8 protein-coding genes and 3 pseudogenes are annotated in these 17,030 nt (G+C 60.6%); 3 read left to right on the top strand and 8 right to left on the bottom strand.

The window, feature by feature from the left end:
* The 4 genes and pseudogenes from DT23_RS03245 to DT23_RS19320 all read right to left on the bottom strand — a co-directional run.
* Positions 1 to 893, bottom strand: an 893-nt coding sequence (locus DT23_RS03245; RefSeq protein ID WP_156023838.1) for a hypothetical protein, incomplete at its 3' end; no start/stop codon positions are given.
* A gap of 245 nt (positions 894 to 1,138) precedes the next feature.
* A pseudogene (locus DT23_RS18860) lies at positions 1,139 to 1,799 on the bottom strand (transposase); the annotation flags it as partial.
* Between the two features lie 15 nt (positions 1,800 to 1,814).
* Positions 1,815 to 2,183 (bottom strand): annotated as a pseudogene (locus DT23_RS03235) (transposase); the annotation flags it as partial.
* Between the two features lie 63 nt (positions 2,184 to 2,246).
* Complete coding sequence (locus DT23_RS19320) at positions 2,247 to 2,411, bottom strand: hypothetical protein (RefSeq protein ID WP_156023837.1); 165 nt, start codon at positions 2,409 to 2,411, stop codon at positions 2,247 to 2,249.
* Between the two features lie 751 nt (positions 2,412 to 3,162).
* Between DT23_RS19320 and DT23_RS03225 the strand changes: the two genes are divergently transcribed.
* The gene (locus tag DT23_RS03225) at positions 3,163 to 4,080 is read left to right on the top strand and encodes a DMT family transporter (RefSeq protein ID WP_051697017.1); all 918 of its coding nucleotides are present in this window, start codon (positions 3,163 to 3,165) and stop codon (positions 4,078 to 4,080) included.
* A gap of 289 nt (positions 4,081 to 4,369) precedes the next feature.
* Here the strand turns inward: DT23_RS03225 and DT23_RS03220 are convergent, their stop codons facing one another.
* The 4 genes and pseudogenes from DT23_RS03220 to DT23_RS18375 form a co-directional block, all read right to left on the bottom strand.
* A complete protein-coding gene (locus DT23_RS03220) occupies positions 4,370 to 5,047 on the bottom strand; it encodes an NYN domain-containing protein (protein WP_038128186.1) in 678 nt (225 codons plus the stop codon).
* Positions 5,048 to 5,686: 639 nt separating this feature from the next.
* Entirely contained in the window at positions 5,687 to 7,864 is a 2,178-nt protein-coding gene (locus tag DT23_RS18385) for a vWA domain-containing protein (RefSeq protein ID WP_081846895.1), read from the bottom strand.
* A 454-nt stretch (positions 7,865 to 8,318) separates the two neighbouring features.
* The gene (locus DT23_RS19930) at positions 8,319 to 8,546 is read right to left on the bottom strand and encodes a hypothetical protein (RefSeq protein ID WP_051697015.1); all 228 of its coding nucleotides are present in this window, start codon (positions 8,544 to 8,546) and stop codon (positions 8,319 to 8,321) included.
* A 43-nt stretch (positions 8,547 to 8,589) separates the two neighbouring features.
* Positions 8,590 to 8,982: pseudogene (locus DT23_RS18375) on the bottom strand (transposase); the annotation flags it as partial.
* Between the two features lie 469 nt (positions 8,983 to 9,451).
* Between DT23_RS18375 and DT23_RS03205 the strand changes: the two are divergent.
* Positions 9,452 to 14,911: an alpha-2-macroglobulin family protein gene (locus DT23_RS03205; RefSeq protein WP_038128184.1), complete on the top strand. Its 5,460-nt coding sequence runs from the start codon at positions 9,452 to 9,454 to the stop codon at positions 14,909 to 14,911.
* Positions 14,908 to 16,950 carry a penicillin-binding protein 1C gene (gene pbpC, locus DT23_RS03200; RefSeq protein ID WP_038128182.1) on the top strand — a complete coding sequence of 681 codons (2,043 nt, stop codon included), beginning with the start codon at positions 14,908 to 14,910 and terminating at the stop codon, positions 16,948 to 16,950. The genes DT23_RS03205 and pbpC overlap by 4 nt, the downstream gene beginning before the upstream one ends.
* The last annotated feature ends 80 nt before the right edge of the window (positions 16,951 to 17,030 follow it).

Raw genomic sequence — 17,030 nt, 5'->3', positions numbered from 1 at the left:
GCGTCACCCAGATTCAACCATAGCTCGGAAGTCAGATGAGTGGGTCTACTATTTGTAGCGAGACCGCTCTTCTCAAGCCTTGCGCCAGCGCTGGCCTTCATCTCTGCGCGCAGCTTAGCAAAGCGCGAAGCCATCGCGCCGGCTGAGACGCCGGTAACGGCGACAGCTCCGTTCGCAAGGTTTCGCATGGCGTAGTAATCGAAGATATCAAACGTCGACACGGTCGGGTCCACCGAGCTGAATGGCGCCAGCGGTTTCCCCTTGAACGCGCCATTCACGTAGCTGCCCGACATCGTATTCGACAGTGCAGTCGCCCAATTCTGCGTTTCCTGCCACTTAACCGGGTCTTCGGCTTGAAGGGCTTTGCCTTGTGCTGTCGTCTCGCTACCCTGTTCCGCCCAGATCGACGATAGCAAGAAACCCGCCATCAGCGCGTTGCCTTCCGCCTCGCGCGTGTAGGTTTGGCGGTAATTCGTTAGATCCTCCCGGACCCCGCTAAAGGCGGTCAGCGCCGCAGGTGAGCCGCCCGAGGCGGCAACACCGAACTGATAAAGATCCAGTGTCGAGCGTCCGTCAAATCCTTCATTGAAATTCGCCATGTTGATGGTCGAATTCAGATACTCGGCGCTGTCTCGGTCGAGCAGGGCAAACAGGTGCTGGCCGTCTTTGACCAGATCGGCGGGGGCATGCGCGTCGATATAGCGCGAGACCTCCGGGTTTTCCGCAATACGGCCCGAGAAATCATCCGAGACCCGGCGCAAGAGTTCGGCGGCAAGGAGGTCGCGGGCCTTGGTTTGCGTGACATCCAACTTTTCGGCGAGCGCCGCCGGTTTAAATGGCTGATATCCTCCCGACGCGGCGCTTGCCTGCGCGGGCGCAAGCGCAAGCGCCAAAAGCGCCGCTGTGAGCAGGACCAGCAGGCCCGCTAAGAGGGAGTGACGCCGTAAACTCATGAAAGCTTTTCAGGGAGGTCAAACCAAAGTTCATACCAATCGGGGACAATGGAAGACTTCTGCCATGCGTCAATAATCAGTTCAACTACCCGTTCATTGCTCGCGTCTAATCGCGAAATTTTTGTACATTTAGCATCAGCGATATTTCCAACGCAGAGTTTTCCACCCTTATTTAACAAAGCCAAGCTGCTGGTGACCTCTACCGCCCGAACCTCCGACGTTTCCTCGTCGATACCCCCTCTCGGGATCATGCTGCGCATGACCCTGCCGGGCAGTGGATGTGTATCTTGCGCCAGATGCGGCGCTTTGAGCCGCCGTGCTTGCGGGCGTTCCACGCGCCTTCACCCTCAGCCTTGATGCCGGTGCTGTCCGCTGCCCGGCAGGGGATTGCAGGGCAATGCCCGAGACGGGATGAGGAGGTTCAGTGGAGCGGTGCCACCGAGATAGGGCAGACGCACATCCAGAGTTCTCTGGCGCCGACACAGGGTGCTGAAATCTGGTGCGGCCCAGTTCGGGCCAGCCAGCCGCAGGAGACTTTCCACGAAACCTGTGGTCTGCCGGGTCGTCATTGTCGCTCGGACCAATGGCGCTTTCAATGACGACCATCCCGAAAAGGACTGTCATCGTCAGGCAAGTCTGGATGGCCGCGTCACTGAAATGCTGCTGTCGAGCATGCTTACCGTTTGGCGGCGCCATCCAGATCATCCCGGGATCAAACCAGCCTTACGGCGGTTGCAGGCAATCGCCTACCGGCCAACGGTTCGAAAGCGATCCGCGTTGCTTCAGCGCGATGTTGTACGAGGGCCAGTTCGTGGTCTTAGACTTCGTTGGGGTCCAGCGGCTCATCCCTTCCAGCTGTCACGCTGGATTCACGGGATGAATCCCTTCACCTGATTTGCGCAACGAAGCCGCCTTGCGCAGTATCTCGTTAGTTTGGCGCAGCTCGCGAACCTCACGTTCAAACGCTTTGATCCGATCCCGTTCCCCGGTCGTCACGCCGTCGCGCATGCCACTGTCTTTTTCAGCCTGTTTGCCCCATCCGCTCAAGGTCAGGAGAATACAGCCGATCTTTCGTTCTCATCGCTGCAAGCAGCGACTGCCGGGCAGCGCGATGCAATGGCCGCAATCGCGCCCGCCTGCGTTTCGCAGGAACCTTGATGCTCAAAGATCATCCGGACCGCGCGCGCGGACTTCAGGTGAGGCGCGATTTGCCATTTTGCTTTTTGTCATAACCGCCACCCTTAGTTAAGTTGATGGTCTCCGGTAAAACCGGGGCGATTCAGCGATCGTGCTTTACTCAGCACCCGCAGAGTATTGCTCAACAAGACAATCGATCTGGTCAACGAAGGGCGCGGGCTGTTGAAGATCTTCGGCCTTCGTCTGCCCAAGACAGTGCAGCATGGCAGCTTTGGCGGCCTCGGTCGTCCGATGATTAAAGTGGATGAGGTTCTGGCGCATGCTTTGATCCCGCTGCTCGATGCGCGTCTGGGTCTTGTATCAGCACTTTCTGGAACTGGATCGCCGGGTCAAACGCGCCGCCTCCCGGGATGAGACATGCCTGCGGATGATGACCGTTCCCGGTGTCGGACCTATTGCGGCGCTGACCTTCAAGGTTGCCGTTGACAATCCTGGCCGGATTTCAAAAGCCGGAGACCGGGTGTCCGATCAAAACATTACGCGGCCGCGAACGCCCTGCTGATGCGCACGATGGCCCGCTCTCAGATCAAATCCTGGGGCATGCGACTGATGAAAACCAAAGGGCGCCGCCGCGCCGTTGTCGTCGTGGCCGGACAATTGGCTGCTCTGCTGCACCGTATGTGGGCAGATGGCACCGGGAGGCGCGTCCTAAAGCAAGGCTCTCCACTGCCAATCCGACATATGCGTGCAGCGATGCCACCACGGCATCACCCAGACTGCGAAGAGAAGCGTGACCCGGATGAGTGACAATGTCCCAGAAGAAAGAAGGAAAACGAGCTTGACCCAAACGTGCAATCAGAAAAACGGACATTCGCAGAGTGCAGGATACGCCGCAATGCAGCCCGCCATTACGGACATTGAGCGGTGAGCGCAGCGTGTTCGTAGGCAGGATAGCTGGCTTTGACGTTTAACGAGCCTGCAGCCTAAGTGACTATGATATTTCGCAAGATCTTGGAATGATGTCGCCGGACCGGTAAGGCTTGATTTTCCGCCCACGCTTCTGGAATCGCAAATGACACGGAGTCCTACGTTCGGTATTTTCCTCGCCCTTTTCGGGGCGCTGGCGATTACGCCGGACACATTGCTCATGCGTTGGTCCGAGATGAATGGCTCCCAGATGGTCGCGTGGCGCGGGCTCTTGATGGGCACGGCAATGCTGCTGGCTTGGCTGATCTTCCGGTGGCGTCACCTTCAAGGCGATCTGCGTTCAATCGCCTGCGGGGCGGGGCTTCTGGTCGTGCTTTGCCAAACCTGCAACGCCTCGCTCTTTGCTATCGGCATCGCGGTGGCGCCGGTCTCGGTCGTGCTATTCAGCGTTGCTACCGTGCCGATCTTTGCCGCGTTGCTGTCGCGGATGATTCTGGGAGAGACCGCGCATTGGACAACGTGGGTTGCGACAGCGTCCGTGCTGGCTGGCATCGGCGTCGCTGTTTTCGGGACAGCTCCCGCGCAGACCACCGGCAGCCCGCTGCTTGGCGCTGCAATAGGGCTGGGCGTTGCGATGTTCCTCGCGCTCAGTTTCGTTATCATCCGAGCCAATGCGCAATTGCCGATCCTACTAGCCGTAGGGGTCGGGGCAACGCTGGCGGGCCTTGCAGGTCTTGCCTGGACGGGACCAGGCGCGATGATGGCAGGTCACGTCTGGGCGATTGCGCTTGCGGGCGCTCTTGTGCTGCCAGTGTCGTTCTTCTCGCTATCGCTTGCATCGCGCTACACGCACCCGTCGAACGTCAGTCTGCTGATGCTTCTCGAAACCGTCCTCGGCCCCATCTGGATTTGGGCCGGAACCGACGTGGCACCGACCCCCTCCATGCTGGGAGGCGGCGCGATCGTAGTTGTCAGTCTCGCGCTCTATCTTTGGCATACTGGGAAGCGCCAAGTCCGAGCGCGTCAATTGGTGCCAACGCCTGACACAACAGGAAAGAGCTAAGTCCCAGCGTCTTTTTCAATGCAGCAGCGGTCAGCTTTGCGGGGGTGACCTCAAAGCAGACATGCGGCCATCCGGCGTTGGGATTATTACTTTCCTGCGCTTTGCTGGCGTTTGTGCTCGACCCCGCGAATGACTGGTATCCGCCCTGTCTGCCGGACTGTCGCAAGCGATCCGGAGCGCCGTTCGTCCCAACGAACGTGGCGCAGGGCAGCCTCCCTAAATCTATCTTTTCATGCGTTCTGCCATAGCGTGACCGAGGGTAGTCGCACGCTTGAAGTCGTTTGCGTGCTCAAGCTGCCTTGGAAAAGCCTTCAGGACGGAAACGAACCTTGGCGTCAGGGCCGCGTGGGTCCAGATCGTAAAGCGATGGTCGCGCGACCAGATAGGCGCGCCAACTTCGCTCGGGGTATGTGCTGATCCGAATGCCATGCTGAGCATGCAGTTTCGGGGCGAGTTCAGCGATGCGCATTCCGGAACCATTCTTGCTGTGCGTCGCAATCATGGCACGGATCTGCAGATCAAGCGCCGTGGCAATCGCAGCAGGTTTTGGCACAAGACGCACAGGCCGCGCGGTGCCGATTTCCACAAACTCACTGCAACTGGCTCGGAAGGCGCTCGGGGCTTTTGCTTCGCCAATTCCGATGACCTTTGCCCCATGTTCGCGCAATCTGGTGGCAAGGTGGGTAAAATCACCGTCGGAACTCGCGATGATAAAACAGCGCGTATGCTTGGATAGGAGCAATTCCATCGCGTCCAGTGCCAGCAAAATATCTGAGGCGTTCTTACCCGTTCCCGCATGCAGCATTCGGTAGCCAAGAGCGCCATGCCAGTCAGAGGGACGCTGTGCATCTGCATAGACCCGAACTACGGCAGGCTCTCCAAGTTTGGCTGCGACGGAAAGAATTTGTTCAGCGTGCTTGCCGCTAATGTTATCTCCATCAACAAGCACGGACACTGACTGCGTCATCAAAATCTCCAAACGAATTGTTTATTGGGATGTTGTCGAAGAAATGCGCCCAAAATTTGGCATCTTCAGAGAAACGCGCGGCATGGAAATCACTTTTGCTGCATGACCGTATCGCAAACGGCCCAGACCGGTCATGCAGTCAATGACCCAATGCTGCGTTGCAGGCCGTCGAATCGGTTGTTCGTGCATCGTGCAGCATTTTCTTAGGTCAGATGGCCGGAGGCGTCGGGATCGCAGCCCTGTTCTGGCCGGCTTGAAGTATCTCGTTAGTGTTGCAACATGTCGGTGCGCTCCCGATCCTTGACGGCGCGCTGAGCTTAATCGGTTTCGGGCGCGGCGGTGCCGCAGGAGGTGCCGAGATCGGCGCTGGTCGCGCTCGGTTGGGCTTGCGATCGCCGCCGTCATGTTCCCGTTGGCAAACCGGTTCTGGCATGCCAACGAGAGGCTCAAGATAAGGGTCGCCAATCGGTAGCGGGATGGCGCAAGCCCCCCACCGGGGGGGCGCCTTTGGCACGTGCAGGCGACAACACCTGAGGGGGAGGGCGGACACAAACGCATGATCCTGCCTCTTGCAGGAATTGCCCCCCGGAAGGCCATCGCCGGGAGGTATCGCACATGAAAACCTCCCGATCGTGTGTGTCAGCGAATGGTGATTGGAACGCGGTGCACCACCGTATTTCCGACGCGCATCACATAGACCAGATCGTAGTCGCCAGCCGTTTCGGGCAAAGCGAGCATCGCCGGATTACCGTTGCGCGTGTAGACATATGTCAGTCGCTTGTTTTTGCCGCGCTCCATGACGGCAATACGGTCACTGGGATAGTCCGGACCGTCCCAGTCGACCGGCACGGTTGCTCCGATGGACAGCTCGTCGGGAACGGACAGGCTGATCTTGACCGCAGTCACTGTGATCGGCACCCGGGCAAGAATGGATCTGTCCTGCCCCACAATATAGACCAGATCGTACTCTCCCGGCTTGGCGGGCAGATCGACTTCCACCGGGGTGCCGTCGCGGGTGTAGGCATAGTCCATTTGCTTGTCTTCGCCGCGCGGCACGATAGCGACACGGTCATTGCGGTTGTTCGGCCCGCTCCAGTCGACATCCACCGTCGCACCAGCAGCCAAATCCGCCGGTGCGGTGATGCTCGCCGTCACCGCAGTCACTGTGATCGGCACCCGGGCAAGAATGGATCTGTCCTGCCCCACAATATAGACCAGATCGTACTCTCCCGGCTTGGCGGGCAGATCGACTTCCACCGGGGTGCCGTCGCGGGTGTAGGCATAGTCCATTTGCTTGTCTTCGCCGCGCGGCACGACAGCGACACGGTCATTGCGGTTGTTCGGCCCGCTCCAGTCGATATCCACCGTCGCACCGGCTGTAAGATCCGCAGGCGCTATAACGCCGGCGGTGACAGCGGTCACGGTCAGCGGGGTTCGCGCGACAATGGTGGGACCGTTCTTCATCACGTAGCGCAGTTCGTAGGTGCCTGGCTCTGCGGGCAGGGTCACCTGCGCCGGGCTGCCGTGGCGGGTCTGGGTATAGAACTCGTAGCCCTTGTCCTTTGGGATAGAGACGGCCACGTAGTCGCCCTCGTAATCCGGACCTGTCCAAGGCACCTCGACAATGGATCCGGCGGCCGCGATCTCAGGGGCCGTTACGCTGGCCGTGACGGGGGTCACCTCGATCGGCGCACGGGCCAGAACCTTGCTGCCATCTTTTAGAACATAGCGGATCTCGTAGATGCCGGGCTGCGGCGGCATTTGCAGGTCCAGCAGCGGGCCTTCGCGGGTATAGGTATGGAAAAGATAGCCGTTGCCCGTTTTGGAGATGGAAATATAATCGCCTTCAGCGTTCGGCCCGGTCCAGCGAACTGGCAACATGTCGCCGGCAATGGCCGTGCCCGGTGCGTCGATTGTCGCTCCCGGACGGAACTCGGGCAGCTCCAGCACCACTTGCTTGTTCACCTCACCGACGCCGAACACAGCCTCCTCAGTGGCTTCGTCGACCAACCGCAGAACCGACACGCGGTACTCGCCGCGCGGCAGGTCTCTGCTCAGGCTTCCAACGGCCTCCCCCTCGAGCAATGTGCTGTCGCCCTCGAACAGGGACCATATCAGACCGTCGGCAATCCGCGGGCCGTTCTTGCCATCGGTGGCAAGAAACGAGACGGTGACAGGGTCTGGTTCGAGCACAGGCTCTGCCACGATCGCCAGCGCCGCGCCAAGCTCGGCGGCATTGGAGGCCGAGCGAAAGCTGCCGCCGGTCTCTTCAGCGAGACATTTCATCTGTTTGAGTGCTTCGGGATCCGTAGTGTCGAACCCGATGACATGGGCGGTGAAATCGACGCCGGTTTCCTCCAGAACCCGTGCAGCAGCGCAGGGATCGGGGTTGCAGGTTTCGATTCCGTCCGAGACGAGAATCACGGTCGCCTTTTCCTCGGTGTAGCGCAGCGCCTCGGCGGCCTGACGAACCGCATCGGTCATCGGTGTCTTGCCCTTGGGCTTGATCCCGTTCACGGCCGCGATAATGGCGTCGTGAGTGCCCGCAGCCGGTGCAACCAGTGTTTCGATATCGCTGCAGTCCCCCTTGCGGCGATGGCCATACACGGTGAGGCCGAGGGCTTGCGTCTCGGGCAGGCTGTCCAGCAGCTCGCCGACGACCTCCTGTGCGATGGTGATCTTGGCTTTGCCGTCGATCTGCCCCCACATCGACCCCGACCCGTCAAGAACCAGGATCGCGCGGGGCGCCTCCTGCGCGGGAGCCGCCGTTGCCATTGCGGCAGCAATGCAGAAGAAAAATGTTCTAAGCTTTCGCATAATCCGTCTCTTTCGGCGTATCTCAGGTGAAGGGGATGGGCTTGGTATTTGAAATATGTGTATTCTCTTTCAAGCGCTAAGTCTATTTTAACTGTCGCCGGAGACACTGTCGCTCACATGCGCAAGGAGTGTTTTTCCGCGCCGACAATGCACGACAACGTTGCGCTGCGCGACAGTGCCAGTGCGCTGCTGGAACTGAGTATGAGCCACCGTCTGGACGTGCCCGCGAGATGCCGGCGCAGTCCTTGCACGCGTTGACGGTCCAGACCTGCGCCATAAAATCGTGCATCCAAGCCAAGCTTTGACGTTTCACGTGCTCCTCCTGCGATCGCTCGGACATGTTAAGGAACGACGGTGGTGGTTTAGCCATCTTTATCGGCCCGGCGGCGCGGGAGGGAATGAAGGCTGTTCGGATCCCGACCCGCAGCAAGCGTCCGCTGCTGGCGGCGTGGCTCTAAAGCCCTATTGAGGCCTTCGACACGGAGACCGTCAAGTTGCCCGATTTCGTCCGGATTGGCATATCTAAGGCAAAGACTATCCTGAATTTTGTGCCTGACGCGTTTTCTTCCGCGATCGGGAAGCGGTCTTTGAACATGATGGCGGGCTGACTTCTGAGCGCATGCCATTCGCGCACCGAACGCTTCCATTCGGTGGATGTCGCATTGAGCGCCAGATAGATCAATTTCTCTGCTGCCTCTTCGATTGGGAAGTCACCGCGGGTTCGGATGGCGCGCCAATGGCTCACTCTCGCGGGTCGTCATGCCTCGGGCATGCATGCTGATGATCTTGCGATCGAACTCGGGAAAGCGGCGCTGATACTTGGCGATCAGCATCGGATCGAAGGTGGCGTTCCGGTCGCGGAGGATGTTCAGAACGACCTTGCCGCTGTCGGTGGTCACGGTCGTCTGGTTGCTGCCGTTGCGTCGGTTGGGGGGCTGGTTGCGGCCCTCAGGCGACTGCACGATGCGCTCTTCGTCGAGTTGGATATCCATCTGCGTGCTCAACGCGCGTTCGGCCAGCGCCTTTGTCAGCTTGCACAGAATGCCGTCCTGGCCAAATAAATCACCAGCCGCGCGGCCTTCGATTAATCGTTCCAAGACATCTTTATCGATGCTCATATGTTGGTCTCCTCTTCGAGCAGTTACCACGCCAGCGCACAAAATTCAGGATAGTTCCTGATCTGACCAAGCTGGCAGACGCAAAAGCCTTCTCCACGTGGCTATCCCCGTTGTTCGAATCCTCAAATCTGTCCCATTGGGGCTGACGTCAGACACGTTCAATTCGAGCAAAATCACACACATTCACGAAACGAGAACGATAGGGTGCGGGATGGCAAGTATTTTAGCGTCGGAACGGAGCGTTCACGCCATCAACAAAGTCGTAAGCGCCGAAAAAGTAACGTTTTTTGTGATCGGAAAAGTTGGATCGTTTGGACAGAAGACGGCCCGGAAGCGGTGAACCTTGAAGCCAATTGTCCCCCCAAACTTTCCACTGCCTTGTCAGAGCATCATGTGGCAGAGCCAGAAGCATTGCCAAAACGATCACAGCCATGCGAGAAATGTTGCAATTGATCATTAGGGGATTGTCATGCGTAGGTTTGGATTTGCGGCACTTGTCGCGGCGGTTTTGATAGCGAGCCCCGCGTTTTCGCAGGACACAGCAATTCCGGCCCGACGCGCGGTGCTGACCCAAGACATGGATATGCCGGGTGGCGATATCCAGTCGATCTTTGACACCACAATCGAGGCCTGCCAGCGCGCCTGCCTAAGCAATGGCGCGTGCAAGGCGTTCACCTTCAACGCGCGGGCTGGGTCGTGTTTTCCAAAGTCTACGGTTGGCTCAATCGTAAGCTATAGGGGGGCGTATTCGGCAGTCGTGGTGAACCAGACAGCGAGCGCGCTTGGCTTGGCCGCGACGCGGAAATCCGATCTTTCGTTTCTGACATCCGGCGACCTTTCTGCAGCGTTTGAGCAACCCTCAAGCATGTCACTGGCGCATATCGCGGGCAACTGGAGTGTGGCGGATCTGGTGGCAGCGGCGCGCAATGCCGAGACGTCAAAAAACTACGAAAGTGCCAGTAATTTCATCGGTGCTGCCGTCAATCAGACGGATGCTGCCGATCAATGGGTGGACTACGCGCGCTTGCGTCTGGCGGGGCATAATAGCCGCCATAGCTCTGTGCAAAATCATTTGGCGCAGGCGTTGGCGGCGTCGATCAACGGGTATCTTCGCGCCGAAACCGCGCCGGCTCGCGTATCTGCCCTAGTGATGATGGCCGATGTTTTACAGCAATCGGGCCGCGGGAAAACCTCGATTCCCGCGCTACGGCTGGCGCAGCAAATCCAGTCGCGCGACGACACCGCAGCGGCGCTGGACAAGGCGATTGCGAAATTCGGGTTTCACATCGCGGATCAGAGGGTCGAAAGCGAAAGCGCCAATCCACGCATATGCGCCACGTTTTCCGACCCTCTCGCAAAGGCTGGGGTCGATTATGCGACCTTCGTGCAATTGCCCCAGCCCGGTCTTTCGGTTTCCGCGCAGGATAATCAGATCTGCGTGGGTGGCCTGCAACACGGCAGCCGCTATGCGATCACCTTTCGCGCGGGCCTGCCTGCGGCCTCTGGTGAAGCACTCGTGAAACCGGCGACGCTGACGCTGTATGTGCGTGACCGCAGCCCCTCGGTCAGCTTCCCGGGGCGCGCCTATGTTTTGCCGCGCGCCAGTGTCGCCGCAATTCCGGTGACGACGGTGAACGCAAAGGCGCTTGATCTGACACTTATGCAGGTCAGCGACCGCAATATTCTGCGCGCCATACAAAGCGACTATTTCGGGCAGCCGCTGTCGCGCTATCAGGAATATAACTTCTCCACCGATGTCGCCGAGACGGTCTGGACGGGCAAAGCCGATGTCGGGATGGAGGTCAACAAGGACATGACCACGCGCCTGCCGCTGGACACCGTGCTGAGCGGGCTGCCGACCGGTATTTATGTTCTGAAAGCCGCCGTTCCGGGGGCGGACCCTTATGAAACGCCCGCCGCCTCGCAGTGGTTCGTGATCTCTGACCTCGGGCTGTCAACCTATAGCGGCGTTGACGGCCTGCATGTAAGCGTGCGCAGCTTGGGCACGACGGTGGCAAAGGCAGGTCTAAAGGTGACGCTGCTTGCCTCGGCCAACCGGATACTGGGAACGGCGGTGACGGATGCGAATGGCAACGCGGATTTTGCCGCAGGTCTGACGCGGGGCACCGAGGGCGCAGCGCCTGCGCTGGTGATGGCGCAGGATGGCAGCACCGATCTGGGGTTCATCTCGCTAAGCGATCCCGAGTTTGACCTGTCAGATCGCGGTGTGACCGGAAACGAGGCAAGCCCGCCGATCGACGTATTCCTGACCACCGACCGCGGGGCCTATCGCGCGGGCGAAACAGTGCATGCCACGGCGCTGACGCGCGATGCCGAGACCACAGCAATCGCAGGCTTGCCACTGACCGCCAAGCTGACCCGCCCCGACGGCGTGGAATACACGCGCGTGGTCGCAGATGACGCTGGCAGCGGCGGGCATGTGTTTGCCCTGCCAATCGCGGGATCCGCGCCGCGTGGGCCGTGGCGTCTTGACGTTTATGCTGATGTAAAGGCGGCCCCGCTTGCCTCGCAAACCTTCCTTGTTGAAGATTTCCTGCCCGAGCGGATTGATTTCACCTTGGCCCTGCCAGAGACCCCGATCCACTTGGGCAATGCCCCCAATCTGACCATTGCGGCCAAATATCTGTTCGGGGCGGTCGGGGCGGATCTTTCGGTGGAAGGAAGCGTAAAACTCAGCGCGGTGGATCGTCTTGACGGTTTTCCCGGCTATCGTTTCGGGAAATATGACGCACCGTTTTCTCCCGTTGTGCAGCCCTTGCCCGATGGACAAAAGACGGATGCAAGCGGCAACGTAACGCTGCGGGCCGCCTTGCCAGAGGTGAGCGACCCGTCGCGCCCGCTGCAAATGACGGCAACGGTGCGTGTCGCCGAAGGCTCGGGCCGCCCGGTTGAGCGGGATCTGACGCGCGCGCTGACGCCAAGCGCGCCGATCATCGGGATCAAGCCGCTGTTTAGCGACGTTGTGGGCGAAAACTCGGAGGCGAAGTTTGACCTGATCGCGGTGGGGCCGGACAACAAGATGGTCGCGATGAACGTGCATTGGGTGATAAACCGGGTTGAAACGCGCTATCAGTGGTTCCAGACCTCGGGCGACTGGAACTGGACGCCAATGACCACGCGCACCCGCGTCGCCGAGGGCGACGTCAGCCTTGATGCCACAGATCCGGTTGCGGTGTCGGCCCCTGTCACTTGGGGGCAATACGAGATCGTGGCAGAGCGCAGCGATGGTCCCTATGCGGCGGCCTCCACAGATTTCTACGCGGGTTGGTATGCGCCTGCAGATGCGTCGCTAACACCCGATACGCTGGTGATGTCGTTGGACAAAAAGGCTTATGCGCCGGGCGACACGGCGATGTTGCGGATCGCGCCGCGCGCTGCGGGCACGGCGCTGATTTCGGTGCTCTCGAACAAGGTGATCTCGCGCCAGGCGGTCGAGGTGAAGGCGGGCGAGAATTTGATACCGATCAAGGTTGGCACGGATTGGGGAGCGGGGGCCTATGTGACGGTTTCAGTTCTGCGCCCGATGGACGAAGCGGCAGGCAGGGTTCCGGCGCGTGCGCTAGGCCTGACCTATGCCAGCGTTGATCCGGGCGACAAGAAACTGTCGGCAAGCATCGTCACCGCCCCCGAGGCCGCGCCGCGCGGGCCGATGGATGTCGCGGTCAAGGTGGATGGCGCGAAAGCCGGAGAGACAGTTTATGCGACCATCGCCGCAGTGGATGTTGGTATTTTGAACCTCACGGCGTTCACCCCACCCGACCCGGACGGGCACTACTTTGGCCAACGGAAATTGGGCGTCGCAATTCGTGACGTCTATGGCCGACTGATCGACGGGCTGAATGGGAATATGGGGGCTGTGCGCTCTGGCGGCGATGCGGCGGCCAATATCGCGATGAAATCACCGCCGCCGACCGAAAAGCTGGTGGCGTTCTTTTCCGGCGTGGTGACGGTGGGCGAAGACGGTCTGGCGCATGCGCAGTTCTCGCTGCCCTCGTTTAACGGAACGGTTCGGGTGATGGCGGTGGTCTGGTCCAAAACCGGCGTCGGGCAGGCGAGCACGGATGTGTTGGTGCGCGATCCGGTGGTCGTAAATGCCAGCGTCCCGCGCTTTATGGCACCCGGCGATCAAAGCCGTCTGCTGCTGGAGATCATCCACGCCAAGGGCCCCGCCGGACACATGGGGCTGGCGGTGACCTCGGCAGGCTTGACGCTGGGCGCAGTGCCTGAGGGCTTTGATCTGGCGGAGGGCGGCAAGAAGACGCTCTCGATCCCGATCACGGCGCTCGACGCCGGGCTGCAAACGATTGATGTCGTGCTCAGCACGCCCGATGGCAAGCGCTTAAGCAAACAGCTTTCGCTGCCGGTGCAGAGGAACGATCCGGCGATTTCGCGCACGACACGCTTTGATCTGGCGGCAGGCCAAAGCTTTATCTTTGACGCCAACGTCTTTGACGGGCTGCAAAAAGGGACCGGCACGGCGAGTATCGCGGTGGGGCCGATTGCGCGCTTTGATGCCCCCGGTCTGCTTGAGGCGCTTGATCGCTATCCCTATGGCTGCACCGAGCAGCTCACGTCGAAAGCGATGCCGCTACTGTATTTGCAAGATGTGGCCAGCGCGATGGACCTTGGCACCCGCGGCGATCTGCACAACCGGGTGGCAGAGTCGATCACGGAAGTTCTTACCAACCAATCCGCGTCTGGCGCGTTCGGGCTGTGGGGACCGTCGTCGGGCGATCTCTGGCTGGATGCCTATGTCACGGATTTCCTGAGCCGGGCGCGTGCGCAGGGCTTTGCCGTGCCCGATCAGGCATTTCGCGCAGCCCTTGATAATCTGCGCAACCAGATCAACACCGCGCAGGACTTCGACACGGGCGGCGGGCCTTATGCCTATGCGCTGATGGTGCTTGCACGCGAAGGCGCGGCGGCGATCGGGGATCTGCGCTATTACGCGGATGTAAAGGCAGGCGCGTTTGATACGCCTATCGCCTCGGCTCAACTCGGGGCGGCGCTAGCGGCTTATGGCGATCAAACGCGGGCTGATGCGATGTTTCGTCAAGCGGCGCGGCAGATGGCGGCGCTTCCCACAAAGGATGGCGCACAGATCCTGCGCGCCGATTATGGCACGAACCGCCGTGATGCTGCAGCGGTGTTGGCGCTAGGAACCGAGGCGGGCAGCAAGGCGATCAACCAAACCCAGTTGACGGATCGGATCGCGCAGCAAAGCGGCGCTGATGCGGTTTCAACGCAAGAGGCAATGTGGATGCTGCTGGCCACGCATGCGCTGATCGACCGCGTGGGCGCGCAAGGCTTCACCATCAACGGCGCAGCGGTGACCGGGCCGATGGTGCGGATGGTGCAGGATCAGACGGCAGGCAATGCCGCGCTTGATATTCACAACGGGTCTGACAAATCGGCCGCGCTGACGGTGACAACCTACGGTGTCCCGATCGTGCCGGAACCGGCAGGTGGCACGGGCTATGCAATCAAGCGAAGCTATTTCACGATGGAGGGCGAACCGGCCAACATCGACACAGTGAAGACCGGAACGCGGCTGGTGACGGTCCTGGAGGTGACGCCCTTTGGGAAAGGCGAGGCGCGGCTGATGGTAAGTGACCCGCTGCCCGCCGGGTTCGAGATTGATAACCCCAACCTCATGGCCGCGGGTGATATCGGTGGCTTTGACTGGCTCGATAGTGTCTCTGCCATGGAGGTTGCCCATTCCGAGTTCCGGCAAGATCGTCTTCTGACGGCGATTGACCGCTACAACAACAAGCCGTTCAAGCTGGCCTATAACGTGCGCGCAATTTCGCCCGGAACGTTCCATCATCCCGCCGCAAGCGTCGAGGATATGTATCGCCCCGATATTCGCGCCCATGGCGATACCGGGACCGTGACGATCACGCCATGAAGACCGCGCGCTTTGCCTTTGCATTGGCGGCGTTTCTTTTCCTTGGCGCGTTGGGGCGGGACCGGTTCGACGCTTGGGTCGATGCAACTGTGCTGCCGCCGTTATCGCCTGCTACCTCGGTCGAGGTGTTGGCGCGCGACGGGCGTCTGCTGCGTGCATTCACGGTTGATGGCGGGATCTGGCGGTTGGCCGTTGATCCGGCGACGGTTGATCCGCGCTATCTCAAGCTGTTAATCGCCTATGAAGATCAGCGTTTTTACAGCCATGATGGCGTCGATCTGCGGGCCTTCGCGCGCGCGGCGGTTCAGGACGTGAGGGCAGGGCGCATCGTCTCGGGCGGATCAACGCTGACGATGCAGGTTGCGCGACTGCTTGAAGATAGCGGCACGGGGCGGGTTGCGGGAAAGATCCGCCAGATCCGGCTTGCGCTGGCGTTGGAGCGGCATCTGAGCAAGGCGCAGATCCTTGGGTTGTATCTACACATTGCGCCGTTTGGCGGCAACCTTGAGGGTGTGCGCGCCGCGACACTTGCCTATTTCGGCAAAGAGCCGCGACGGCTGACTTTGGCCGAGGCGGCGCTGTTGGTCGCGCTGCCGCAATCGCCGGAAACACGGCGTCCTGATCGCGAACTTACCGCTGCAAAACGCGCGCGTACGCGTGTGCTGAACCGGCTGCAAGCGCAGGGCGCGATGTCGGCCGGCGCGGTGCTGGCCGCCAACACCGAGGCTGTTCCCTCGGCGCGTCGTCCCGTTGCGATGCTTGCACCGCATCTGACCGACCGGCTGCACGCGTCGCGTCCGGGTGTGGGAACCATCACCACCACACTCGACGCCGATCTCCAGGCGCGCCTTGAATCGCTGGCCGCCGATGCCGTGGCGGGGCAGGGCGATCGTCTGCAAGTCGCGATTGTGGTAGCTCAGCACCGCTCGGGCGACATTCTGGCCACGGTCGGGTCGTCGGTCTACAAGGACGGCCCGCGGCGCGGGTTCGTTGATATGACACAGGCCCTGCGCTCGCCCGGCTCGACGTTAAAGCCGCTGATTTACGGATTGGCATTCGACGAAGGGCTCGCGCATCCCGAAACGCTGATTGACGACAAGCCGGTCGATTTCAACGGCTATGCGCCACAGAATTTCGACAACCAGTTTCGCGGGACGATCCGCCTGCGCGAAGCGTTGCAGCTATCGCTTAATATTCCGGCAGTGCTGTTGACCGATGCGATTGGTCCCTCGAACCTGATGAACGGGATGGAACGCTCTGGCGTTCATGCTGTCGTGCCGGGCCAGCAGCCGGGGCTGGCGGTTGCGCTTGGCGGCGTGGGCGTGACGCTACAGGATTTGGTGCAGCTTTATGCGACCCTCGCGCGGGGCGGCGTGTCACGTCCCCTGACCGTCGAGGCGGGCGCGCCAAAACCCGAGGGCCAACGGGTCATGTCAGCCGTTGCGGCATGGGAGGTCGGCGATATTCTGGCCGGGATGCCCCCGCCCCCCGGTTCCCCGTCCAACCGGCTCGCCTATAAAACGGGCACCAGCTATGGGCATCGTGACGCCTGGGCCATCGGCTTTGACGGCGTGCATGTGATCGGCGTCTGGATGGGACATGCTGACGGCACGCCGGTGCCGGGAGCGTTCGGGGGCGAACTGGCAGCGCCCGTTCTGTTTCAGGCATTTGCGCGCCTGAAGGGGAAACTTGATCGCCTCGGCCCGCCGCCCGCTGCAACGTTAATGGTCTCGAATGGTGAACTGCCGAAACCCCTGCAGCGCTTTCGCACCCGCAACGCGGCGTTCGAACCCGCGCCGGACACTCCGTCAGTCGCGTTTCCGCCGGACGGGGCAGAGGTTGAGCTAACCGACGGGGATCTGCTGGTGAAAGTGCGCAATGGCACGCCGCCGTTCACTTGGCTTGCTGACGGAACCCCTATCGCGATTGCCACGCGCGAGCGTCAAGACATCCTGAAATTGCCGGGCGCGGGATTTGTCACCTTGTCGGTGATCGACGCCAAGGGCCGTTCAGATCGCGTCTCTGTCCAGCTGCATTGAGGCCGCGCTAGGTGCTCAGGTCCGGCATCTGGTGGATCGGTTTTGGGGTGACTTGATCTGGTTCTAGGCCGCAGAGGTGG

Origin of the sequence: Thioclava indica (assembly GCF_000714545.1) — a bacterium.
In the GTDB taxonomy this organism is placed as follows: domain Bacteria; phylum Pseudomonadota; class Alphaproteobacteria; order Rhodobacterales; family Rhodobacteraceae; genus Thioclava; species Thioclava indica.
This window is presented reverse-complemented; position numbering and strand designations above follow the sequence as displayed.